Genomic DNA, 22,871 nt, shown 5'->3' on the forward strand with positions numbered 1-22,871 from the left:
TTTTGTCCGGCTACGCCACCGTAACCTACGCTAGGGTAAGTTAGGAATCCCCAGGCGGCCAACACGGCGAAGGTGACTGTTTCCGGGGAATTTCGTGGCTCCGTCAAGCCTTGCGCCCCACCTTCTTGGCCTGATAGGGACCAGACGCCCTACGCGTGCCCCCGTGGGCGATCGCTAATCCCTCCACCCGCTGTGGACGAGCTGTCAATCGAGATGACCTCCGGCCGGAGGGCTTCGGTATGGTAGGGATCGGTGGAGTTCGGATCCTGTCCGAAACGCCGAGTTGATCCGGCATTGGGTAATTGGCAGCCCCCAAGGTTTTGGTCCTTGTTGTCCAGGTTCGAGTCCTGGTGCCGGAGCTGTGATTTTTGTCTGGTTTGGTGCCTGGCTGGTCGGCTGGGTGGATTCCCGTCGGGGAAGGTATCCTCACGTTGTCGAGCGGATGACGGTCCGGTGCCCCCGGGGTGGCCGTGCGTCGTCCCGTTTCGCCATGTCTCAGCCGCGATGCCGAGGGAGCCTCGTCCGTGAGTGTGCCGCGCCCGGCCGCCGTCATCGTCCTCGCCGCAGGCGAGGGCACCCGGATGAAGTCGAGAACACCGAAGATCCTGCATGAGCTGTGCGGTCGCGCCCTGGTCGACCACATGCTCGCCGCCGCTCGAGGTCTCGAACCCGAGCGGCTCATCGTTGTGATCGGTCATGAACGGGAACGGGTCGGGGCGCATCTGGCGCGCACCGCCCCCGACGCGCAGACCGTGGTCCAGAAGGAGCAGCGGGGCACCGGGCACGCGGTCAGGATCGTCCTGGAGGCGGCCGGCGCGATCGAGGGCACGGTCCTGGTGACGTACGGCGACACGCCGATGCTGCGCACCGGCACGCTCGCCGGGCTGCTGGAGCGGCACGCCGAGGACGGCAACGCCGTCACGGTGCTGACCGCCGAGGTCCCGGACCCGTACGGCTACGGCCGGATCGTCCGGGACGCGACCGGGGCCGTGCTGGAGATCGTCGAGGAGAAGGACGCCACCGCGGAGCAGCGGGCGATCCGGGAGATGAACTCCGGCGTCTACGCCTTCGACGGCGTGCTGCTGGCCGACGCGGTCAAGCGGGTCTCGGTCGCCAACGCCCAGGGCGAGGAGTACCTCACCGACGTCCTGTCGATCCTGCGCCGCGACGGCCACCGGGTGGGCGCGCACGTCGCGGCCGACCACGTCGAGGTGGAGGGCGTCAACGACCGGGTCCAGCTGGCCGCCGCGCGCAGGGTGCTCAACTCCCGGCTCCTGGAGGCGCACATGCGGGCGGGCGTGACGGTGGTGGACCCGGCCAGCACCTGGGTGGACGTGGACGTCGTGCTGGAGCAGGACGTGGTGCTGCACCCCGGCACCCAGCTGCACGGCCGCACGTCGGTGGCGGAGGGTGCCGAGGTCGGGCCGGCCGCGACGCTGACGGACACGGTGGTCGGCGAGGGCGCGGTGGTGCGCAACGCCGTCTGCGTGGAGGCGGAGATCGGCCCGGAGGCCATGGTGGGGCCGTACGCCTACCTGCGCCCGGGCACCGTGCTGGCCCGCAAGGCGAAGGCCGGGACGTACGTCGAGATGAAGAACGCCCGGGTGGGCGAGGGCTCGAAGGTCCCCCACCTGACGTATGTGGGCGACGCCACGCTCGGGGCCGGGGTGAACATCGGGGCCTCGTCGATCTTCGTCAACTACGACGGGGTCAACAAGCACCACACGACCGTGGGAGACCACGCGTTCGTGGGGTGCGACACCATGCTCGTCGCGCCGGTGAACATCGGCGACGGCGCGTACACCGCCGCGGGCTCGGTCATCGACGGCGACGTCCCCCCCGGGGCGATCGGGGTGGCCCGGACGCGGCAGCGCAACATCGAAGGGTGGACGGTCCGCAAGCGGCCGGGCACCAGATCGGCCGAGGCGGCGCAGCGGGCCGCCGAGGCCGGAGATCAGCAGGGGAGCACCTCCACATGAGCAGCATCAAGCAGACCGGTGAGAAGAAGATGATGTTCTTCTCCGGGCGCGCGCATCCGGAGCTGGCGGAGGAGGTGGCCAGGCATCTCGGAGTGGAGATCACGCCGACGACGCTGCGCGACTTCGCGAACGGTGAGATCTACGCCCGCTACCAGGAGTCGGTCCGCGGGAGCGACGCGTTCGTCATCCAGAGCCACACCGAGCCCATCAACCAGTGGATCATGGAGCAGTTGATCATGGTGGACGCGCTCAAGCGCGCCTCCGCCAAGCGGATCACCGTGGTCATGCCGTTCTTCGGCTACGCCCGCCAGGACAAGAAGGGCCGGGGCCGCGAGCCGATCACGGCCCGGCTGATGGCGGACCTGTTCAAGACGGCGGGCGCCGACCGGCTGATGTCGATCGACCTGCACACCTCGCAGATCCAGGGCTTCTTCGACGGCCCGGTGGACCACCTGTTCGCCATGCCGGTGCTGGTCAACTACATGAAGGACAAGATCGACCTGGCCAACACCACGGTCGTCTCACCGGACACGGGCCGGGTGCGGCTCTCGGAGCGCTGGGCCGACACGCTGGGCACGCCGCTGGCCTTCATCCACAAGCGCCGCGACCTCGACGTGGCCAACCAGGTGAAGGTGAACGAGGTCGTCGGCAAGGTGCGGGGCCGCACCTGCGTGCTGATCGACGACATGATCGACACGGCGGGCACGATCTGCAAGGCCGCGGACGCGCTGTACGAGCAGGGCGCGACCGACGTGATCGTGGCCGCCACGCACGCGGTCTTCTCCGACCCGGCGGTGGACCGGCTGAAGAACTCGCGGGTCTCGGAGGTCATCGTCACCAACACGCTGCCGCTGCCGGAGGAGAAGACGTTCGACAAGCTGACCGTGCTCTCCATCGCCCCGGTGATCGCGCGGGCGATCACCGAGGTGTTCAGCGACGGTTCGGTGACGAGCATGTTCGAGGGCGACTGCTGAGCGGCCGCCGGGCGCGCCCGGCGGCCGGTTCCGGTGCCGCCGGGCGAAGCGTCCGGCGGGGCGCGGTAGTCTGTACAGGTTGCGCGCGCTCGTAACGCCTTCCGCTAGGGCGGGTGAGGGGGAGCGCGCTTTCACCGCCATCGATCCCTAGGAGATCCGCCGTGTCCGAGGTAGTCATCAAGGCCGAGTCGCGCACCGACTTCGGCAAGGGCGCCGCCCGCAAGATCCGCCGCGAGCACAAGGTGCCCGCCGTCCTCTACGGGCACGGCACGGACCCGCAGCACCTGTCCCTGCCGGGCCACGAGCTCCTGCTCGCCCTGCGCACGCCGAACGTGCTGATCCGCCTGGAGGGCGCGGTCACCGAGATGGCGCTGCCCAAGGGCGTCCAGCGCGACCCGATCAAGGGCTTCCTGGAGCACGTCGACCTGCTGCTGGTCAAGCGCGGCGAGAAGGTCACCGTGGACATCCCGGTCACCGTCGTGGGCGAGGTCGCCGACGGCATCCTGGACCAGCAGATGGTCTCCGTCTCGGTCGAGGCCGAGGCCACCCACATCCCCGAGGGCGTCGAGGTCAGCGTCGAGGGCCTGGAGGTCGGCACGCAGGTCACCGCCGGTGAGCTGAAGCTGCCCAAGGGCACCACGCTGATCGCCGACCCGGAGGCGCTGGTCCTGATCGTCGCGGCTCCGGCCGCCGAGCCGGAGGCCGAGACCGCCGAGGGCGAGGCCACCGAGGGCGAGGTCGCCGAGGCGGAGGCCGAGAACGAGGCCGCCGAGGCGTCCGCCGAGGCCGGCGAGTAGTTCTTTCTGCTACACCTGTCAGGGCAGCCCGGGTCCGGGCTGCCCTGACGCGCATGTGCCCCCGGGGGCGTGCGCGGGGCCCGCTGTGGATACGAGTGACGCGAAGGGATGCCGACCGTGGACCGCTGGCTGGTCGTGGGCCTGGGGAACCCCGGGCCGGAGTACGCCGGGAACCGGCACAACGCGGGGTTCATGGTGCTGGACGAGCTGGCCGCGCGCGCGGGCGGGCGCTTCAAGGCCCACCGGTCGCGGGCCGAGGTGCTGGAGGGCCGGCTGGCGGGGGTTCCCGCGGTCCTGGCCAAGCCGCTGTCGTTCATGAACCTCTCGGGCGGCCCGGTCCGGGCGCTGGCCGACTTCTACAAGGTCGCCCCGGCGCAGGTGGTCGTCGTCCACGACGAGCTGGACGTCCCGTACGGCGCGCTCCGGGCCAAGCTGGGCGGCGGGGACAACGGCCACAACGGGCTGAAGTCGATCACGAAGTCGCTGGCCACCAGGGACTACCTGCGGGTGCGCTTCGGCATCGGGCGCCCGCCGGGCCGGATGGACACCGCGGCCTACGTCCTGCGCGACTTCGCCACGGCCGAGCGCAAGGACCTGGCCTTCCTGGTCGACCGGGCCGCCGACGTGGTGGAGTCGCTTCTCACGGTGGGCCTGGAGCCGACCCAGAACACCTTCCACGCCGGTGACCTGAAGCCCTCCGGGCCGCCCCGGTAGGGAGCCCGCCGCGCGGCCGCCCGACCGGGGGCGGCCTCCGCGAAGGTAAACGTTTCGGGCTTTCACCCCTCGGGGCTTTCTCCCTCTCGCTACCATTCCATGGCTGTACGTAGCCGAATGATTACGCAGGGGGAGCGGGTGCGTGACGCGACCGTCGTCCAGCCGGAGTCTAGGTCCGTGACCGCGGTCCGCCATCGGACGCCCGGCTGGGTCGGCTGGCACCGGGCGCGAACCGTCGCCTCCGACCTGTGCTGCGCCTCCCTGGCCGGGGCGCTGGCCTTCTTCGTCCGGTTCGGTGAGGTCACGCCGTACGTCGCGCCGTACGTGGTGCTGAGCGCCGCGCTGCCGGTCGCGTGGGTCTGCGCGGTCGCGCTGAACCGGGCCTACGAGCCCCGCCTGATCGGGCTGGGACCGGAGGAGTTCCAGCGCATCCTCCAGTGCGGGTTCATGTTCACCGCGGCCCTCGCGATCGGCGCCTACGTGACCAAGACCGAGGTGGCGCGCGGTTACGTCGTGCTCGCGGTCCCGCTGACCACGGTCCTGACCCTGCTCGCCCGGTACGGCCTGCGCCGGCTGCTGCACCGGATGCGGGCGCGGGGCGGGTGCATGCGGCGGGTCGTGGCGGTGGGCCACCGGGCGGCCGTCGCCGAGCTGGTGGAGCGGTTCCGCCGGGAGCCGTACCACGGGATGCAGGTCGTCGGCGTCTGCGCGCCGTACCACGGCAGGGACGAGGTGGCGGGGGTGCCGGTCCTCGGCGGCTTCTCCGACGTGCCGCTCGCCGTCGGCCAGGTGGAGGCGGACACCGTGGCGGTGCTGGCCTGCCCGGAGATGGACGGGACGGCGCTGCGGCGGCTGGCGTGGCGGCTGGAGAAGACGCGCACCGACCTGGTGGTCGCGCCGGGCCTGATGGAGGTGGCCGGGCCGCGGACCACCATCCGGCCGGTGGCGGGCCTGCCGCTGCTGCACGTGGACCACCCCGAGCTCGTGGGCCTGAGGCAGGTGGTCAAGAACCTGTTCGACCGGCTGGTCGCGGGGACGCTGCTGGTCGTGCTGGCGCCGCTGCTGCTGGGCCTGGCGCTGGCGGTCCGCATGTCGAGCCCGGGGCCCGCGCTGTTCCGGCAGACGCGGGTGGGCCGGGACGGCGCGGAGTTCACGATCTACAAGTTCCGGACGATGGGCATCGACGCCGAACAGCGCAAGCTCACCCTGGTGAGCGAGGGGCGGAGCGTGCTGTTCAAGATCCGCCGGGACCCTCGGGTGACCGCACTGGGCGTCCGGCTCCGGCGGTACTCCCTGGACGAGCTGCCGCAGCTGATCAACGTGGTGACCGGCGACATGTCGCTGGTCGGTCCCCGGCCCCCGCTCCCGGAGGAGGTCGCCAGGTACGGGGGCGACGTGCGGCGCAGGCTGCTGGTCAAGCCGGGGATGACCGGGCTGTGGCAGGTGAGCGGGCGGTCCGACCTGACCTGGGAGGAATCGGTGCGGCTGGACCTGCGTTACGTGGAGAACTGGTCTCTCACGCTGGACCTCCAGATCCTGTGGAAGACTTGGTCGGCTGTCGCGCGAGGAGCTGGAGCGTACTGAGATGACGATTCGCGACGATCACGACCTCGCCCGGGACCTGGCGGCGGAGGCGGGTGAGCGGTTGCTGGCCCTGCGGGAGCGGGAGGGGTTCGGCGATCCGTCCCTGCTGCGCAAGGAGGGCGACGCGGCCTCGCACCGGTTCCTGATGGAGGCCCTGGCGAGGCTCCGCCCGAGCGACAGCGTGCTGTCGGAGGAGGCCACCCAGTCCGAGCGGCTCGACCCCCGGCGCCTGACGGCCGACCGGGTGTGGATCGTCGACCCGCTGGACGGCACCCGCGAGTTCGCCGAGGAGGGCCGCGCGGACTGGGCGGTCCACGTGGCGCTGTGGGAGCGGGGGCCCGACGGGCGGGGGCGGCTGACGGCCGGGGCGGTGGCGCTGCCCGCCCAGGGGCGCACGCTCTTCACCGGCGAGCCGCCGGTGCCGCCCCGCCTGCAGGAGGGGGCCAGGCCGCGGATCGCGGTCAGCCGGACCCGGCCGCCGGAGTTCGTGCAGAGACTCGCCCGCCTCGCTGGTGCCGACCTGGTGCCGATCGGGTCCGCGGGGGCGAAGATCTCCGCGGTGCTGACCGGTGAGGTCGAGGCGTACGTCCACGCGGGCGGCCAGTACGAGTGGGACTCGGCCGCGCCGGTCGCCGTGGCGCTGGCCTCCGGAGCCCACGCGAGCAGGATCGACGGCTCAACCCTGACCTACAACCAGGGTGACCCGTCACTACCGGATATTCTTATTTCCCTACCGGAACTGGCGCCAACGTTGCTCGCCGGCATCCGGGACCTGCACCGATAGAGGGACATCCCCATATCCCCCGCTAGGAGAGCCAGATGCTTCAGCGCGACTACACCACGTCGCAGCTCGACGTCCTCGAAGCAGAGGCCGTCCACATCATGCGTGAGGTGGCGGCGGAGTTCGAACGTCCGTGTCTGCTCTTCTCCGGCGGCAAAGACTCCATCGTCATGCTCCGCGTCGCGGAGAAGGCGTTCTGGCCGGCGCCGATCCCGTTCCCGCTGATGCACGTGGACACCGGGCACAACTTCCCCGAGGTGATCGAGTTCCGCGACCGGCGGGTCGCCGAGCTGGGCGCGCGGCTGATCGTGGCGTCCGTGCAGGACTCCATCGACGCCGGACGGGTGGTCGAGGAGACCGGGCGCCGGGCCTCGCGCAACCGGCTGCAGACCACCACCCTGCTGGACGCGATCGAGGACAACGAGTTCGACGCGGTGTTCGGCGGCGCCCGGCGCGACGAGGAGAAGGCCCGCGCCAAGGAGCGGGTGTTCTCCTTCCGCGACGAGTTCGGCCAGTGGGACCCGAAGAACCAGCGGCCCGAGCTGTGGAACCTCTACAACGCCAGGCTCCGCAAGGGCGAGAACATCCGGGTGTTCCCGCTGTCCAACTGGACCGAGCTGGACATCTGGGACTACATCCGCCGCGAGGGCATCGAGATCCCGCCGATCTACTTCGCGCACACCCGCAAGGTGTTCGAGCGCGACGGCATGCTGCTGGCCGACAACCCGTGGATCACCCGCGGCGAGGACGAGCCGGTCTTCGACGCCGTCGTCCGCTACCGCACGGTGGGCGACGCGACCTGCACCGGGGCGGTGGAGTCGGCGGCCGCGACGGTCGAGGAGATCATCGAGGAGATCGCCGCCACCCGGATCACCGAGCGCGGCGCCACCCGCGCAGACGACCGCGCCTCCGAGGCCGCGATGGAAGACCGCAAGAGGGAAGGCTACTTCTGATGGACATTCTTCGCTTCGCTACGGCGGGAAGCGTCGACGACGGGAAGTCGACCCTCATCGGCCGGCTGCTCTTCGACTCCAAGGCGATCTTCGAGGACCAGCTGGAGGCGGTGGAGCGCACCTCCCGCGACCGCGGCACCGAGTACACCGACCTGTCGCTGCTCACCGACGGCCTGCGGGCCGAGCGTGAGCAGGGCATCACGATCGACGTGGCCTACCGCTACTTCGCCACGCCCAAGCGCAAGTTCATCATCGCCGACACCCCGGGGCACATCCAGTACACCCGGAACATGGTCACCGGCGCCTCCACCGCGGACCTGGCGATCATCCTGATCGACGCGCGCAAGGGCGTGCTGGAGCAGTCGCGGCGGCACGCGTTCCTGACGACGCTGCTGCGGGTGCCGCACCTGGTGCTGGCGGTGAACAAGATGGACCTCGTCGACTACTCCCAGGAGCGGTTCGAGGAGATCCGCGAGGAGTTCACCTCCTTCGCCTCCAAGCTGAACGCGCCCGACCTGACGTTCATCCCGATCTCGGCGCTGAACGGCGACAACGTCGTCTCCCGGTCGGAGAACATGCCCTGGTACAACGGCTCGTCGCTCCTGCACCACCTGGAGAACGTGCACATCGCCTCCGACCGGAACCTCGTCGACGTGCGCTTCCCCGTGCAGTACGTGATCCGCCCGCAGCGGGCCACCGACCCGGCCCTCCACGACTACCGCGGTTACGCGGGCCAGGTCGCCGGGGGCGTGCTGAAGCCCGGTGACGAGGTCGTGCACCTGCCGTCCGGGCTGAGCACCCGCATCGCCTCGATCGACACCTTCGACGGCCCGGTGGAGGAGGCGTTCCCGCCGATGTCGGTCACCCTCCGGCTGGAGGACGACATCGACATCTCGCGCGGCGACATGATCTGCCGTCCGAACAACCAGCCGCAGGCCGCCCAGGAGCTGGAGGCGATGGTCTGCTGGATGACCGACGCGAGCAAGCTGGGCCCGCGCACCAAGCTGACCATCAAGCACACGACCCGTACGGCCCGCGCGCTCGTGCGGGACCTGCACTACCGGCTGGACGTCAACACCCTGCACCGGGACGAGGCGGCCGCCTCGCTCGGCCTGAACGAGATCGGCAGGGTCTCCCTGCGGGTCACCCAGCCGCTGTTCGTGGACGACTACGCCAGGAACCGCCTCACCGGCGGCTTCATCCTGGTGGACGAGGCCACCAACAACACCGTCGGAGCCGGGATGATCGTCGAGGCCCGGTAGCCCCGCGGCCCGCTTCCGGACGCCCGCCGCCTCCGCCCCGTGACGCCTGCCGCCACGGGGCGGAGGCGGCGGGCGTTCCGCTGTACGGGCCCCGACGGCGGACCTCCCCGCGGCCCTGCCGGGCGGGTGGTGCCTCCCGGCGGCGCTCCCGGCGGGGGCGTCCCGCCGTACGGGGGTAGGTAGATCGTTTGACTGTTCTCTGACCGATCAGTTACTCTCCGCGCTAGGGTCGGCACGTTCCGTATCCGCTCGGTGAGGATTCGCACCTGTGCCTACCAGCCCGTCCCCTGCCCGGGTCGTCTTCCTGGGCGGGCTCGGCCGCAGCGGGACCACGCTGCTGGAGCGTCTTCTCGGCGAGGTCCCCGGAGTCGCCGCTCTCGGTGAGGTGGCCCATCTCTGGGCCCGGGGGGTGCTGGCCGACGAGGCCTGCGGGTGCGGCGAGCCGTTCGGAGCCTGCCCGTTCTGGAGGAAGACCGGCGAGCGGGCGTTCGGCGGCTGGTCCGGGGAGCGGGCCGGGCGGATGCTCGCGCTCGGGCGGCGGGTCGACCGCACGCGGTGGATCCCCGCGCTGGCGCGCCTCCTCGCGGAGGAGCGCGCGGGCGTCGGGACGTGGCCGCCGGGGGCCCCGGCACCGGACGGCTGGGAACGGCCGGGTGCGGAACCGGGCGTCCGGGCACGGCGGTCCGGCCGCCTCCCGGACCTGGGCGAGTACGCCGCCGTCTACCGCCGCCTCTACGACGCGGCGGCCGAGGTCGCCGACTGCCCGGTCGTCGTCGACTCCAGCAAGCACGCCTCCCTGGCCTTCTGCCTGGCGGCGGCGGGGGTCGACGTGCACGTCGTGCACGTCGTGCGCGACCCCCGTGCGGTGGCGCACTCCTGGCAGCGGAGGGTCACGCGTCCCGAGGACGGGACCCCCATGACCCACTGGTCCCCCGCCCGGACCTCGCTGCACTGGCTGGCCCAGAACCTCGGGCTCGAACTCCTGGCCCGCAGGGGCGTCCCGGTCACCCGGATCCGCTACGAGGACCTGCTGGCCGATCCCGCCCGCACGCTCAGGCGGCTGGCCGCCGGGGTCGGCGTCCGGCCGCGGCTGGACTTCCTCCGCTCCGGGACGGCGGAGCTGTCGGCGGCGCACACCGTCTCCGGCAACCCGATGCGCTTCACGGCCGGCCGCGTCGAGCTGGTGCGGGACGACGGCTGGCGCACCGCCGCCCCCCTCCGTCACCGCCGCCTGGTCACCGCGCTGACCTGGCCGCTCATGATCAGATACGACTATCCCTGGAGGTTCGCGTGAACCCATCGGTGGGCGTGGTCATCCCCACGCGAGGACACCGGCCCGACCAGTTGCGAGCGGCGGTGAGTGCCGCGCTCGAGCAGGACTACCCGGGTTCCGTCGAGATCGTCGTGGTCGTCGACGGCGACGAGCCCGCGCCGGTCGCGGACCAACTGGGAGACCTCCTGGCCGGCCGGGCGATGGCGATCCGGGAGAAGAACCCGCCGGCGCGGGTGGTCCGCGTGCTGGGCAACCGGTTCAGCCCGGGCCTGCCGGGCACCCGCAACACCGGCATCGCCGCCCTCGGCACCGACCTGGTGGGCTTCTGCGACGACGACGACCGGTGGCTGCCGGGCAAGCTGGCCGCCCAGATCGAGGCGCTGGAGGAGGAGCCGGAGGCGGAGTTCGCCAGCTGCGCCATCGAGGTGGAGTACGGCTCCCGCCGCGTCCCCCGCCTCGCGGGGACCTGCCGGGTGACCCACGAGCACCTGGTGCGCTCGCGCATGGTGATGGTCCACTCCTCGACGTTCCTGTTCCGGCACGGTTCGGCCTGGGTGGACGAGAGTGCCCCGGGCGGCCAGAACGAGGACTGGGACCTGGCCCTGCGCGCCGCCGGGCGCCGCCCGATCGTGCACGTGGACCGCCCGCTGGTGCGGGTGCGCTGGGGCGGATCGACGTACGCGACCCGCTGGACCGACCGGATCGCCGGACTCGAGTGGATGCTCGCCCGCCATCCCGAGCTGGCCGTGGACCGGCGTGGCGCGGCGCGGGTCTACGGCCAGCTCGCCTTCCACCATGCTGCGCTCGGCCACCGCAGGGAGGCCGGCCGATGGGCCTGGCGGGCGTTCACCGCCAGGCGCGGCGAACCCCGTGCCCCGATCGCGCTCGCCGTGGCCATGGGCCTGGTGCCCGCGCGGGCCGTGCTCAGCCGGTTGCACCACCGCGGACACGGCATCTGATGCGGGCGGTGATCGGCGACGCCTCCACAGTGATCGGCTACCGCCCCACGGCGATCGGCTACCGCCCCACCGCGGTCGGCTACGGCCCCGCGATGATCCACGGCGCTTACCGGGCCGCCGGCCGCCCGGCCGCGGTCGCCGGCCGGGCGACCGCCTCGGCCGGCGGCAAGGGCGCGCCCGCCGGGCGCGGCGCGATCGGGCCGATGGTCCCCCGGCCGCGGCAGCGGCCGCGGCTGGACAAGGCCACACGCAGGCGGCTCCGGCGGCGCGTGTCCGTGGCGGGGGTCGCGATCGACCCGATGACCGAGGGCGAGGTGGTCGACCATGTGGTCGCCGCGCTGAAGCGCGGAGAGGGCGGCCACATCGTCACCCCGAACGTCGACATCTGCCGGGCGGTCGCCCGCGACGCCGGGCTGCGCGAGATCCTCGGGAGCGCCGACCTCGTGCTGGCCGACGGGATGCCGCTGGTGTGGGCGGCGCGGCTGCTGCGCGCCCCGGTCCCGGCCCGGGTCACCGGCGCCGACCTGATCTGGTCCCTGTCGGAGGCCGCGGCCTTCTACCGCTACCCGGTCTACCTGCTGGGCGGGCCGCCGGGTGTGGCCAGGCAGGCGGCCGCCCGGCTCATCGCCCGGAACCCGGCGCTGATCGTGGCCGGGGTGGACGCGCCGCCGTACGGGTTCGAGGACTCTCCCGAGGACTGCGCCCGGGTCAGGGAGGCGGTCCTGGCCGCGGCCCCCCGCGTGGTCTTCGTCGGGCTCGGCTTCCCCAAGCAGGACCGGCTCATCGCCTCGCTGCGCGAGGACCTGCCCGGCACCTGGTTCGTCGGCTGCGGGTCGGCCATCGCCTTCGCCGCGGGCACGGTGTCCCGGGCGCCCGAATGGATGCGGCGCAGCGGCCTGGAGTGGCTCTTCCGGCTGCTCAGCGAGCCGCGCAGGCTGGCCAGGCGCTACCTGGCCGACGACCTGCCGTTCGCGCTGAAGCTGCTCACCGTCTCCCTGGTGAAGCGGCTGTTCTCCTGAGATCCGGCCGGGCGGCCCGCCGAGGCCGCCGAGTGCGGCCTCCGACGGCCTTCCGCGTGTCCGGGCCGTCCACGCCCCCCGCGGGCCTCAGGCGTAGGCCAGTTCCCTGACCCGCCGGGCCTCGTCCGGAGTCAGGCGGGCACGGGCCTCGGCCAGGGCCCGGCGGGAGTCCATCGGCCGGTAGGCCGTACGGGACAGGCCGTGCCAGGCGAAACCGCCGGCGGTGGAGCCGGGGGCGGTGCAGGCGCGGCGGACGCGCCGTTCGGCGCGGGGGGACCAGGTCAGACCGGCCCAGCCGTACAGGCGGCGGAAGCCCGCCACGGGGTCGGCGGCCAGATCCTCGTAGCGGACCACCAGGATCCCCGGATGCCGCGCGGCCAGGTCGGCGGTGACGGCGCGGGCGGTCCGCCAGAGGGCGGCGGCCTTGGCCAGGCGGTCCTGCGAGTCCAGCAGCGGGCGCAGCTCCTCCACGCGGGGATGGTCCCGGACCAGCCGCGGTTGATCCAGCAGCTCGCGGAAGTGCACCGTCCAGCCGAGCCGCTGCCAGCTACCGGTGAACGCCACCGGGTCGCGGACCAGGACGACCACCCGGCAGCCGAGCCGCTCGGCGAACCAGCCCGCGGAGAGCAGCGCGAACGGGTCGTCGAGCAGCGCCCGGCGGCCGGTCAGCCGCCCGAAGGTGAACGCGGTGCCGTACCGGACCATCCGTGCCAGATCGTACGGCGCGCGGTTGCGGCGGAGCTCGGCGAGGAACCGGTAGCGCAGCGCCACGGTGTCGGTGAAGGCCCGCAGCCACACTCCGTCGTCGTCGGCGCTGATGTACTGGAAGCGGTGGGTGACCTCGGCGTCGAGCACGCCGGGGGAGCGGCCGGGGCGGGGCAGCGGGTTGAGCGGCTCGTTGACGTAGACCAGCTCGCCGCCCGCCGAGAGCATCTTCCCGGTCCAGCTGGTCCCGCTCCTGGGCAGACCGGTCACGAGCAGCGGGGCGGTCATCGGGGCCTCCGGGGTGCGTGCCCGGCAGATCCGCCGGGGATGTCGGGGATGTCCGGGCTGCTGGGGGTGCCGGGAGTGGGCGGGCGCAGCCGGGGGACGCAGGCGGCCGCCGTGTGGGCGCCGAAGGGGCGCAGGCCGTAGCGGCGGTGGATCTGCCAGAGCGGGAGCAGGTTCTTCACCAGCACGCCGCCGGACCAGCCCAGGGCGGCGCCGAGCGCGCCGTGCGCCGGGATCAGCGCCACGTCCAGCGCCACGGTCACGGCCACGGCGGCCAGCAGGTTCGCGAGGCTGAGCCGGGTGTGCCCGGCGGCGGTCAGGATCACGTCGGCCATGCCGCAGGCGGTGGCGAGCGCCATCGTGGCGGACAGCACGAGCGCGACCGGGACTCCGGAGGCGTAGCCGCCGTCCCCGCTCCCGCCGCCGAACAGTCCCAGCAGCCACGGCGCGAGCGCGGCGTACCCCAGCCAGACCGGCCAGGTCAGCAGCACCAGCCACGCGGTGGTGCTCTGGTAGAGCTCGCGGGCGTGCGGCAGGTCGCCTCCGGCCAGCGCGCGTACCAGGCGGGGCTGCGCCGCCTGGGCCAGCCCCTGCCCGGCGAGCTGGCCGACGATCTTGAACCGGGTGGCGGCGGTGTAGACCGCGGCCTCGACCGGCCCGGCGAGCACCGCGACGATCACTACGTCGAGCCGCTGGAACACCGCCTGGACCGCCGCGGCCGCCGACCTCGGCCAGAGGTGGCGCCAGAGGCCGTGCGCGGTGCCGGGCGGGTACGGCTCGCGGGGCAGCAGCCGGCGCAGCCGGGCCGCGGCCAGCAGCAGGACCGGCAGGTACGGCAGCGCCCAGGCCGCCACGAGCAGCCAGGGCAGGTCGGCGGGTCCCGGCCACGGCACGTCCCGGCCGGACCCGGTGCCCCCTGGGGCCGGAGCGGGGGCGCCCGGAGCCGGGGCGTCGGGCGGGACGGCGGCGGCCGCGACCACCAGACCGACGAGGAGCAGCTGGCCCGCCGGACGCAGGATCCCGTCCAGCACGACCGTCGGCCGCATCTCTCCGAAGCCGCGGGTCGCCGCGACCAGGACGTCGGCGCACACGACGACGGGAAGGGCCAGGGCCAGCACCCGGACGGCGCCGGGGGTGCCCGCCACTCCGGCGATCTCCTCGGCCCAGACGAGGGCGGCGGCCGCGACGGCGGCCGACAGGGTGAGGACCGGGATGAGGGCCGCGCGGACATGACCGGACGGGCCCGGGCTCCGCGGCGGGCCGGACGGGTCGCGCCGCGCCGGACCGGATCCTTCCGGGCGGCCGGAGAGGCGGTCCCGGGCGATGACGTGGACCAGGCCGTTGCCGGTGTCCAGGCGCAGGACGCCCGCGGCCATCAGGCAGAGCGCGGTCGCGGCGAAGAACGAGCCGGCCGCCTCCTGACCGGCTCCCCGGGTGACCAGCACGACCACCGCGAACTGCGCGGCCGCGCTGACCCCGGCTCCGGCCAGTCCCGCCAGCCCGCGCCCGGCGAGCCCGCCGAGCCGCGTCCGCGCGGCCGTCACCGCCGGCACGGGGGCCGCGGCGCGGACCGCGCCGCCGGCGGAGTCCCGCGCAGGGGTGCGGCGGTCACCGCCGCCACGAGGGCTCCGCGCCGAGCCAGCGGGTCAGCAGGGCGTCGGACTCCTCGAAGCGTCCGGCCAGCTCCCGGCGGAGCGACTCCGGCATGGGGGAGGGCCGGGACCGGGCGTTGTGCCGCTCGAACACCGGCTCGCCGATGTGCGGCAGTCCGAGGAACTCCAGCACCCGGTCGTGGACGGCCTCCGGCCGGGCGAAGAACATCCCGCTGTCCAGCACGAGCAGCCGCTCCCGGCCGACCAGCCGCTCCACCCGGGCGAGCTGCTCGGCGTAGCGGCCCCGGGCCAGGTAGGCGTGGTGGCGGTGGGCGTGGCTGGTGGCGTGGGGAGAGGCGATCAGGGCGTCCGCCGCCCCGGCCAGCCGCTCCTCCTCCAGCTCCACCGCCCTGGCGAAGGAGGTCTCGGTCTCGAACCCCCGCGCCAGCTCGTGGGCGTGCGCCGAGAACGCGCGCTCGACCGGGTCGCGGACCAGCGCGATCAGTTTCACGCCCGGCAGGTCCTCGGCGATCCGGGAGGCGGCCAGGGGGTGGAACAGGTAGTAGGGCGCGGACTCGAAGGACTGGGGGCGGTAGCCGTACCGGTGGGTGAGGCGGGAGACCGTGGCGTGCAGCGGGAAGTGGGCCCGGTACCAGGGCAGGCCGCGGTCGTAGGCGACGTCGAAGTAGTGCACGCCCTTGCGCAGGACGGGCTTGAGGATCAGCGGGTGCTGCGCGAGCGCCCGGTAGAGCGAGGTCGTGCCGGAGCGCTGCGCCCCGGTGATCAGGAAGGAGGGCAGGACGCGGTTCCCGGCGCTGAGACGTCCCGCGGCCAGTGACGCCGCGTGGACGGAGCGCTTCAGCGTGGGCATCACGGCAGGCATCACACCAGGACCTCCTGGGCGTCGACGAGGGGGCTGAGCCAGCGGGCGGGCGGGCCGAGCGGCTCGTGGCCGTCGGCGGCGTGCCGCTCCGCCAGCACGATGAGGTAGTGGATCGCGGTCAGCCTCGCCTCGGCGGCCGACAGGCCGAACGGGGCCAGGATCGGCAGCGCCTGCGCCAGGCACGCCCTGGCCGCGACGGCGGGCCTCATCCGCCGCAGGGCCCGCTGGAAGAAGTGGTGCAGGGCGTCGAAGCCGGGCGGCACCCCGGTGGCGAACCGCTCCCAGTCCCAGACCAGGAGCCGCCCGTCCGGGCCGCGCGCGATGTTCCACGGGCAGAAGTCGCCGTGCCAGGCGGACCCGTCCTCGGCGAGGGCCCCGATCTCGCGGATCGCCTCGACGAGGAGTCCGGCCGGGACCGCGCCCCGCCGGAGACGGGAGGTCCGGTCGGGCACGGGCAGGGGGGACAGGACGAGCACCGACAGGCCGTGCCATGAGCCGTGGTGGAGCACGGCCGGCGGCACGACGGTCTTCAGCGGCGCCCCGGCGAGCATGTCGAGCGTACGGGCCTCGTTGGCGATGAGCTCGCGGGTCCGGTCGGTGTCGCCGATCTTCACGAAGGCGATCGGCCCGTCCGGCGTGTGCGCCTCCAGGATCGGCTTGCGGTTGACCCGCCGGGCCGGGCGGACGTGGAGCACCACCCGGACCGGGACGCCCAGCACCCCGCTCAGGTAGGTCTCGACGGTGTCCTCCCCCGAGGGCACCATGACCTTCCCGCACGGGTGCCACCACGTCCGCGGGGTGAGCCTGCGCGGGAGCAGCGGGTGCGGGAGCAGGCTGTAGGGCCGCTCCTCACCGGGACCGGGGAAGAGCAGGCTGATCGTCTGGCGCAGATAGCGCAACCGGACTCGGGCGTCGTTCATCCCGGGAGTTCCTCCAGAGCAGTGCGAACGAGATCAGGTAGAGGCTGAGCGGTGTGACAAGCCCGTCGTAGACGAACATGTAGAGCAGGGTGAGGACCATCACCAGGACCCCGGCCGTGCCGATCGGGGAGCGGTCGCCCCAGTGGCGGCGGGCGGCTCCGGCGAAGAAGGCGACGTAGAGCGCGGCCCCGGTGAACCCCTGGGTGATCAGCAGGTGCCAGAGCTGGCCGTCGCTGCCCAGCGGGGGATGGCCGCAGGTGTCGCACCAGTCGCTCTTGCCCGTGGTGATCGTCTTGTGGTTGCCCATCGCGTTGCGGGTGTTGCCGTAGCCGATGACCGGGGAGGTGCCGGCCGCGGTGATGGTGGAGGTCACGGTGAACGCGCGGATGTCGTTGCTGTGCGGGCTGTCCAGCCGCTGGGCGACCATCGTCTGCAGCGGGCTGAGGACGAACGCCAGCACCCCCGCCGCGACGGCCGAGCAGACCGCGACCCGGCCCCGCGGGCCCAGGCGCAGGACCAGGTAGGCGCCCGCGACGCCCAGTCCGATCCAGAGGCCCCGGTTGAGGGAGTAGACGATCGGGACGGCGGCGAGCGCGAGCAGCGGGGGCACGGCCAGGCGCCGGAGCGGCCCGCCGTACACCCACCAGCCGACCACGAACCAGACGAGCAGCACCGAGACGTTGCTGCCCCAGGCGTTGGCCCACTCGAAGGGCGCCTCGGGGCGCGGGGAGGCGTGGCCGAGGACCTTCTGCACCTGGGCGGCGGTGGGGTGGATCAGGTTCTGGACGAAGGAGTTGCCGCTGATCCACCCGGGCAGGAGCCGCTCCACCGGAGAGGTGAACTCCACCCGCGGAGCGAGCACGCCCAGCAGCCCGCCGGCGACGGTCGTGAGGAACAGCACGCCGAGCATGCGCACCAGCGCGAGCTGCGGCAGCTCCCGCTCGGTCAGGTTGCCCAGGTAGAGGACCATGACGGTCAGCGAGACGTAGAGGGACAACCGCATCAGGTAGCCGATCAGCCGGCCCGCCCCGAACTCGCCGTAGGTGTCCGGCGGCATCTCGGCGAGCATGACGGAGCTGACCAGGTAGCCCGCGAGCAGCAGCAGCCAGATCCCGAACCCGCGCGGCACCCTGATCGGCCGCCGCCGCCACAGGATGAGGGCCATCGGCGGGGCGAGCACGACCACCGCCAGTCCGCCGAAGCCCAGCGCCCACCAGACGGGATATCCCACGAGGAGCGCGGCGATCGGCCACGCCGCCCGGTCCAGCCCCCTCACGGCGGGAAGACCCGCCTGCCGACCGCGGGGAGCTGCGCGAGCGGGACGGTCTCCGGCGAGCCGGCCGGGGGCTCGCCCCGGTCGGCGGTGACGGCCAGGCCTGCCGAGAGGAGGGGCCGCATGTTCGCGGCGGCGGCGCGCGCGTCGGCGGAGCGCGGGGCCGCGGCGGGAGGCAGGGGCGCGGCGGGTGCGCCGGGAGGCGGGGGAGCGGCGGGCTGCGGCGGGAGGACGGCGGCCTCTTCCCGCCCCGGCTCCGGCCTCCTGCGGTCCGCCTCCTCGCCCGGCCGCCCGTCGCGGAAGGCGGCGACCGCGCCGATCACCGGCACGCGCCTGCCGCGCAGTTCCCGTACGGCCTGCGCCACCTCGCGGGCGGAGCTCCCGGGCAGCGGGACCAGCACCACGGCGCCGCCCGCCGTCCCCAGGTTGTGGATCCGCTCGCCGGTGACGATGTCGAGCCCGGTGAGGCGCGTGAGGTCGGAGGCCGTACGGAGCCGGAGGTCGAGGCGGTCGCGGAGCCAGGCGAGGCCGGTCCCGGCCAGCAGGCCGATCATGAAACCGCTGCCGAGGTACAGAGGCGGGCTGGGCGCGCTGGGCTCCGTGGGGGCGACCGCCTCGCTGATCACCGAGCCGGGGGTGACCGCGATGGTCTTGAGCCCGTCGTACTTGACGGTGAGGTTGTAGACCTGGCGGCTGAGCACGCTGCGCCGCTGCAGGGCGATGGTGCGCTGCGCGCTGCCCTTGTCCAGCCCCGGCAGGTCGGCCACCACCTTGGACAGGGCGGCGTTGACCTGCTTCAGCTTGTCCAGGAGCGTCTTCAGCTGCACGGCCAGCGCCTGGGTGGCGGCCTCGCCGCGGTGGGCCAGGTAGGCCTGGGCGTACGCGCTGGCCCCGGCGGCGGCGCTGTTGGGGTCGGCGGCGGTGTAGGAGATCTCCAGGACCGAGGTGTTGGGCGGCACCGAGACCTCGACCGGGCCGGGGGTCCCCCTGAGCGCCACTCGCGCCTTCCTGGCGACCACGGCCGACTGGGCGATCTGGGCCTCGGTGTCGAGGTTGAGCGCCTCCCGCTGCCGGGCGGTCACCTGGTTGGTCGGCTCCTGGACGCCGGTCGCGGTCACCAGGACGTGGGCCGAGGCGGTGTAGGAGGGCGGGGTGCGGTACAGCAGGGCGGCGGCGCCGCCGGTTCCGGCCAGGAGGCAGGCCAGCAGGATGGGCCAGCGCCGGCGGAGCAGGGCCGCGTAGTCCGCGAGGTCCCCGCCGGAGCGGCGGACGGCGGTGTCCGGCGACAGGCTCATCGGAGTCCCTCTCGGGTGGGGCCTCCCGAGTGAGGCCGAGGCTGGAAACCCTAGGAACTATAGGCCGGGTTGCCATTTTCCCGATCGAATACAGAAGATTTCTTCGCGGCGGTCACCGTGATCACGGTGGGATAACGATGGTTTATCCGATATTTCCTCTCCGCCATCCCGAAGGTCCGGCACGGAGCGGCAAAGTATGCGGCACGGCACGTCCATCGAGTGGGATGGTGGGTCCACGGAAAGTCGGGAAACGCGCGGCCGGATCATCTGCGAGGGACCGTTGTATCGGACAAATGCCGATTTGATGTCAGTGCTGAAGGTGCGGGGAATCGCCGCCGGCGGCGTCGCGCTGATTCTGGGGCTGGGCGCGTGCAGTCAGGCTTCGGGCGCCGCCAAGGTCTCGGCGCACGATCCCGTGCGGGGCAGCGGGCTGCTGGGCCTGCGCTCGTCGGCGCCGGGCTGCGAGGTCGGCGCCAAGCTGATCCCCTCCTGCGGGGCCTGGTGGGGGGTGGCGCCGGAGGTCTTCACCGGGAGGCCGCCCGCCGAGGCGCTGCGCCGGGCCGAGCGGCGCATGGGCCGGGCGGCCGACATCATGCACGTCTACCACCGGGGGTCCGAGCTCTTCCCGACCGCCGAGGAGCGGTCGATCGCCCGCGCCCCCGGCGGCCGCAGGATCCTGCTGGTGAACTGGAAGCCGTCCTTCGAGCACACCTGGGCGCAGATCGCCCGGGGCGCCCTGGACCGGCGGATCGACCGGCTGGCCGCGCACATCAGGCAGAACTTCCCCGAGAGGTTCTTCCTGACCGTGCACCACGAGCCGGAGAACGACGTGCGCGAGCGTCCCGGCTCCGGGATGACCGCCCGGGACTACGCGGAGATGTACCGGCACGTCGTGCTGCGGCTGCGCGAGAAGGGCGTGGGGAACGCGGTCACGGTGATGACCTACATGGGGGCTCCCAACTGGGCGGCCCGGTCCTGGTTCGAGCGGCTCTACCCCGGTGACGACGTGGTCGACTGGGTCGCCATGGACCCCTACGCGGACGACCGGGTCCAGGACTACGAGGGGCTGGTCAACAAGACCCGAGACGACATCGTCCAGTGGCCGGGCTTCTACCGCTGGATGCAGTGGCGCTTCCCCGGCAAGCCCGTCATGCTCGCCGAGTGGGGGGTCTTCGAACGGCGGCACCAGCCCCGCTTCAAGGAGTCCTTCTTCGCCTCGGTCCGCCGGGACATGCGGCGGTACCCGCAGATCAAGGCGCTGGTCTACTTCGACTCACCGAGCGCCCCGCGGGGGGACACCCGTTTCGACACCACTCCCGGCGCCCGGGACGCCTTCCGCGCCCTCGTCCGCGACCCCTACCTGCGTTCCACGGCGGTTCCTCGCCACTGACCAGGCGGCGGCCCCCGTGAGCACCACGCCGCCCAGGATCCACAGCAGGGCGGTGTTGCCCACACCGAGCAGCTTGAGCGCCGAGGCGAGCAGCACCACCACGAGCAGGGCCCGGATGGCCTCGCCGTTCGCCCGGGCCGAGATCCGCGCGCCGAGGTAGACGCCGGGGATCGAGCCGGCCAGCAGCGAGGTGGTGACGTCGAGCTGGAAGTCGCCGAAGAACAGGTGGCCGACGGCCGCCGAGGTGACCAGCGGGACCGCCTGGACCAGGTCGGTCCCGACGAGCTGGTTGGCCTTCAGCGCCGGGTAGAGCACGAGCAGCGCCACGATGATCAGGGAGCCCGAGCCCACGGAGGAGACGCCCACCACGAGACCGCCGACTATACCGACCAGTACGGTCGGGATCGGGCGTACGGCGACGCGGGCGGCGCCCGCCGCGGCGGGCCCCTCGTTCCGGGCGAGGTAGGCCTTGGCCAGCAGGCCCGCCACGGCCAGCAGCAGGGCGACGCCCAGGGCGTGCTTGACCGCCTGCTGGACCTCCTCGCCCTCTCCGAACGCCCGGATCAGCAGCACCCCGCAGAAGGCCGCGGGGACCGAGCCCGCGCACAACCAGCCGACCAGCCGCAGGTCGACCGTGCCCCGCCTCAGGTGCACGACCCCGCCGACCGGCTTCATCACGGCGGAGGCGACCAGGTCGCTGGAGACCGCCGCGAGCGGCGGCACGTTGAAGAACAGCATCATCATCGGCGTCATCAGCGCGCCGCCGCCCATGCCGGTCAGCCCGACGATGATCGCGACCAGGAACGAGCCGGCGACCAGGGGGAGATCCAGATCCATCAGCCGTTCACCGCTCCCTGTCCGTCATCGTGACCCTCTCCACGGGCCGGGATCCCCGCCCGGCCTTCCTCGCGCCGGACCCTCTGCCCCGTCGCGGCGGAACCTCTCCTCAACGGACCCAGCCCCCCTGCACCAGCGGGTCCAGGACGGCGTCCACGGCCCGCTCGACGGGGATGGCGGTGGTGTCGACGACCAGGTCGGCGTCCTCGGGCTCCTCGTAGGGGGCGGAGATCCCGGTGAACTCGGGGATCAGCCCCGCCCTGGCCTTGGCGTAGAGGCCCTTGCGGTCGCGGCGCTCGCACTCGGCGAGCGGGGTGGCCACGTGGACCAGGAGGAAGTCGGCGCCCACGGCCTCGACCATGGCCCTGACCTCCTCGCGGGTGGCGGCGTACGGGGCGATGGGCGCGCAGATCGCCAGCCCTCCGTGGCGGGCCGCCTCGGCGGCGACGAAGCCGATCCGCCGGATGTTGAGGTCGCGGTCCTCGCGGGAGAAGCCCAGCCCCGCCGAGAGCAGGTGGCGGACCACGTCGCCGTCGAGATAGGTGACCGTACGGCCGCCGCGCTCCAGCAGCGCGTCCCGCAGCCCCCGCGCCACGGTCGACTTGCCGGAGCCGGACAGGCCGGTGAAGAAGACGACCAGGCCGCGCCGGTGCGGCGGGCCGGGGAGCGTGACGGGCTCGGGGCCGGCCAGGTGCTCGGTCGCGCCGTAGGCCTCGGCCACGTGCTCGCGCAGTTCCAGGTCGACGGCCTGCTCCTGGCGGGGGGCGAGCGGCACCACGGCCAGGGCGGTCTCGGCGCCGCTCTCGGCGAGCCGGTCGCGGGCCTTCAGCGCGGCGCGGACCACCGCCGGCCCGCCCTCCCCGAAGGCCAGCGGGAGCAGCAGGACCGCCGCCTCCAACTCCTCGGCGGTCGCGGTGATCTCGCCCAGGTCGTCCAGGGGGCCGCGCATGGTGACGGCCAGGACCTCGCGCCCGGCCAGTTCCTTGCGGACCTCGGCGGGGCTGAGGCGGAGCCGGGCGAACGGCCCGTGCTCGGGCGCGCCCAGCGCCTCCACCGGACCGGCGGCGAGGCCGCCGGAGCGGTCGGTGACGGTCAGGACGGCCAGCGGGGCGCCCTCGGGGTCGCGGAGCGTGACCCGGTCGCCCGGGGCGGCCGGGTGGTCTCCGGGGAGGGAGAGCGTGACGGGGGCGGGCCACCGCGTGCCGTCGGCCAGCGTGCCGTGGTCGTCCACCGCGTGCGCCTCGGCCGAGCTCATGAAGCCCGTCAGAGGGTGGTACGCGCCGGAGAGCAGCAGCTCCAGATCGGCGAGCTCACGGGCGTCGGGGGTCCACTCGAAGGTCGCCGTCATCTGCTCCACATTTCCGATCGACTTAGTCGGATATTGTCACTCTAGCCA

At 73.2% G+C, this 22,871-nt stretch carries 20 protein-coding genes and 1 tRNA gene; 13 read left to right on the top strand and 8 right to left on the bottom strand.

Annotation, left to right across the window (positions count from 1 at the left end; translation table 11 throughout):
• Positions 1–287 precede the first annotated feature (287 nt).
• The 12 genes from FHS22_RS09825 (at position 288) to FHS22_RS09880 (ending at position 12,295) form a co-directional block, all read left to right on the top strand.
• Positions 288–359 (top strand) — tRNA-Gln (locus FHS22_RS09825).
• A gap of 165 nt (positions 360–524) precedes the next feature.
• Entirely contained in the window at positions 525–1,979 is a 1,455-nt protein-coding gene (glmU, locus tag FHS22_RS09830; protein WP_184940353.1) for a bifunctional UDP-N-acetylglucosamine diphosphorylase/glucosamine-1-phosphate N-acetyltransferase GlmU, read from the top strand.
• Entirely contained in the window at positions 1,976–2,953 is a 978-nt protein-coding gene (locus FHS22_RS09835; protein ID WP_184940355.1) for a ribose-phosphate diphosphokinase, read from the top strand. The genes glmU and FHS22_RS09835 overlap by 4 nt, the downstream gene beginning before the upstream one ends.
• A gap of 161 nt (positions 2,954–3,114) precedes the next feature.
• Positions 3,115–3,750 (top strand): 50S ribosomal protein L25/general stress protein Ctc, encoded by a 636-nt coding sequence (locus tag FHS22_RS09840; RefSeq protein WP_184940357.1) that lies wholly within the window; start codon positions 3,115–3,117, stop codon positions 3,748–3,750.
• A gap of 108 nt (positions 3,751–3,858) precedes the next feature.
• Positions 3,859–4,464, top strand: a complete 606-nt coding sequence (gene pth, locus FHS22_RS09845; protein WP_184940358.1) for an aminoacyl-tRNA hydrolase — start codon at positions 3,859–3,861, stop codon at positions 4,462–4,464.
• Between the two features lie 117 nt (positions 4,465–4,581).
• Positions 4,582–6,048 carry a sugar transferase gene (locus FHS22_RS09850; RefSeq protein WP_184940360.1) on the top strand — a complete coding sequence of 489 codons (1,467 nt, stop codon included), beginning with the start codon at positions 4,582–4,584 and terminating at the stop codon, positions 6,046–6,048.
• Position 6,049: 1 nt separating this feature from the next.
• Entirely contained in the window at positions 6,050–6,832 is a 783-nt protein-coding gene (locus FHS22_RS09855) for a 3'(2'),5'-bisphosphate nucleotidase CysQ (RefSeq protein WP_184940362.1), read from the top strand.
• A gap of 35 nt (positions 6,833–6,867) precedes the next feature.
• The gene (gene cysD / locus FHS22_RS09860; RefSeq protein ID WP_184940365.1) at positions 6,868–7,782 is read left to right on the top strand and encodes a sulfate adenylyltransferase subunit CysD; all 915 of its coding nucleotides are present in this window, start codon (positions 6,868–6,870) and stop codon (positions 7,780–7,782) included.
• Positions 7,782–9,044, top strand: a complete 1,263-nt coding sequence (gene cysN, locus FHS22_RS09865) for a sulfate adenylyltransferase subunit CysN (RefSeq protein ID WP_184940367.1) — start codon at positions 7,782–7,784, stop codon at positions 9,042–9,044. The genes cysD and cysN overlap by 1 nt, the downstream gene beginning before the upstream one ends.
• Positions 9,045–9,312: 268 nt before the next feature.
• Entirely contained in the window at positions 9,313–10,338 is a 1,026-nt protein-coding gene (locus FHS22_RS09870) for a sulfotransferase family protein (protein ID WP_184940368.1), read from the top strand.
• Positions 10,335–11,276 carry a glycosyltransferase family 2 protein gene (locus FHS22_RS09875; protein WP_184940370.1) on the top strand — a complete coding sequence of 314 codons (942 nt, stop codon included), beginning with the start codon at positions 10,335–10,337 and terminating at the stop codon, positions 11,274–11,276. The genes FHS22_RS09870 and FHS22_RS09875 overlap by 4 nt, the downstream gene beginning before the upstream one ends.
• 8 nt (positions 11,277–11,284) lie before the next feature.
• Positions 11,285–12,295, top strand: coding sequence for a WecB/TagA/CpsF family glycosyltransferase (locus FHS22_RS09880; protein ID WP_338047686.1), 1,011 nt, complete (start codon positions 11,285–11,287; stop codon positions 12,293–12,295).
• A gap of 87 nt (positions 12,296–12,382) precedes the next feature.
• On the opposite strand, the gene FHS22_RS09885 is transcribed toward FHS22_RS09880, so the two are convergent.
• The 6 genes from FHS22_RS09885 to FHS22_RS09910 form a co-directional block, all read right to left on the bottom strand.
• The gene (locus tag FHS22_RS09885) at positions 12,383–13,288 is read right to left on the bottom strand and encodes a sulfotransferase (RefSeq protein ID WP_184940372.1); all 906 of its coding nucleotides are present in this window, start codon (positions 13,286–13,288) and stop codon (positions 12,383–12,385) included.
• Positions 13,285–14,829: a lipopolysaccharide biosynthesis protein gene (locus FHS22_RS38945; protein ID WP_338047687.1), complete on the bottom strand. Its 1,545-nt coding sequence runs from the start codon at positions 14,827–14,829 to the stop codon at positions 13,285–13,287. Before FHS22_RS38945 ends, FHS22_RS09885 begins: the two co-directional genes overlap by 4 nt.
• A 64-nt stretch (positions 14,830–14,893) precedes the next feature.
• Entirely contained in the window at positions 14,894–15,760 is an 867-nt protein-coding gene (locus FHS22_RS09895; protein WP_260407824.1) for a sulfotransferase family protein, read from the bottom strand.
• A complete protein-coding gene (locus FHS22_RS09900) occupies positions 15,760–16,680 on the bottom strand; it encodes a hypothetical protein (protein ID WP_184940376.1) in 921 nt (306 codons plus the stop codon). Before FHS22_RS09900 ends, FHS22_RS09895 begins: the two co-directional genes overlap by 1 nt.
• Entirely contained in the window at positions 16,610–17,956 is a 1,347-nt protein-coding gene (locus FHS22_RS09905; RefSeq protein ID WP_338047688.1) for a hypothetical protein, read from the bottom strand. Before FHS22_RS09905 ends, FHS22_RS09900 begins: the two co-directional genes overlap by 71 nt.
• Positions 17,953–19,248: a YveK family protein gene (locus tag FHS22_RS09910; protein WP_184940378.1), complete on the bottom strand. Its 1,296-nt coding sequence runs from the start codon at positions 19,246–19,248 to the stop codon at positions 17,953–17,955. The genes FHS22_RS09905 and FHS22_RS09910 overlap by 4 nt, the downstream gene beginning before the upstream one ends.
• Before the next feature lie 304 nt (positions 19,249–19,552).
• Between FHS22_RS09910 and FHS22_RS09915 the strand changes: the two genes are divergently transcribed.
• Positions 19,553–20,638, top strand: coding sequence for a glycoside hydrolase family 26 protein (locus FHS22_RS09915; protein ID WP_221473452.1), 1,086 nt, complete (start codon positions 19,553–19,555; stop codon positions 20,636–20,638).
• Here the strand turns inward: FHS22_RS09915 and FHS22_RS09920 are convergent.
• Positions 20,522–21,475 (bottom strand): sulfite exporter TauE/SafE family protein, encoded by a 954-nt coding sequence (locus FHS22_RS09920; RefSeq protein WP_184940379.1) that lies wholly within the window; start codon positions 21,473–21,475, stop codon positions 20,522–20,524. The two genes, FHS22_RS09915 and FHS22_RS09920, sit on opposite strands and share 117 nt — an antisense overlap.
• A 109-nt stretch (positions 21,476–21,584) precedes the next feature.
• Entirely contained in the window at positions 21,585–22,823 is a 1,239-nt protein-coding gene (cysC, locus tag FHS22_RS09925; RefSeq protein ID WP_184940381.1) for an adenylyl-sulfate kinase, read from the bottom strand.
• Positions 22,824–22,871 lie beyond the last annotated feature (48 nt).

It is taken from the genome of Thiemannella venezuelensis, from assembly GCF_014203605.1.
GTDB classification, from domain to species: domain Bacteria; phylum Actinomycetota; class Actinomycetes; order Streptosporangiales; family Streptosporangiaceae; genus Planomonospora_A; species Planomonospora_A venezuelensis.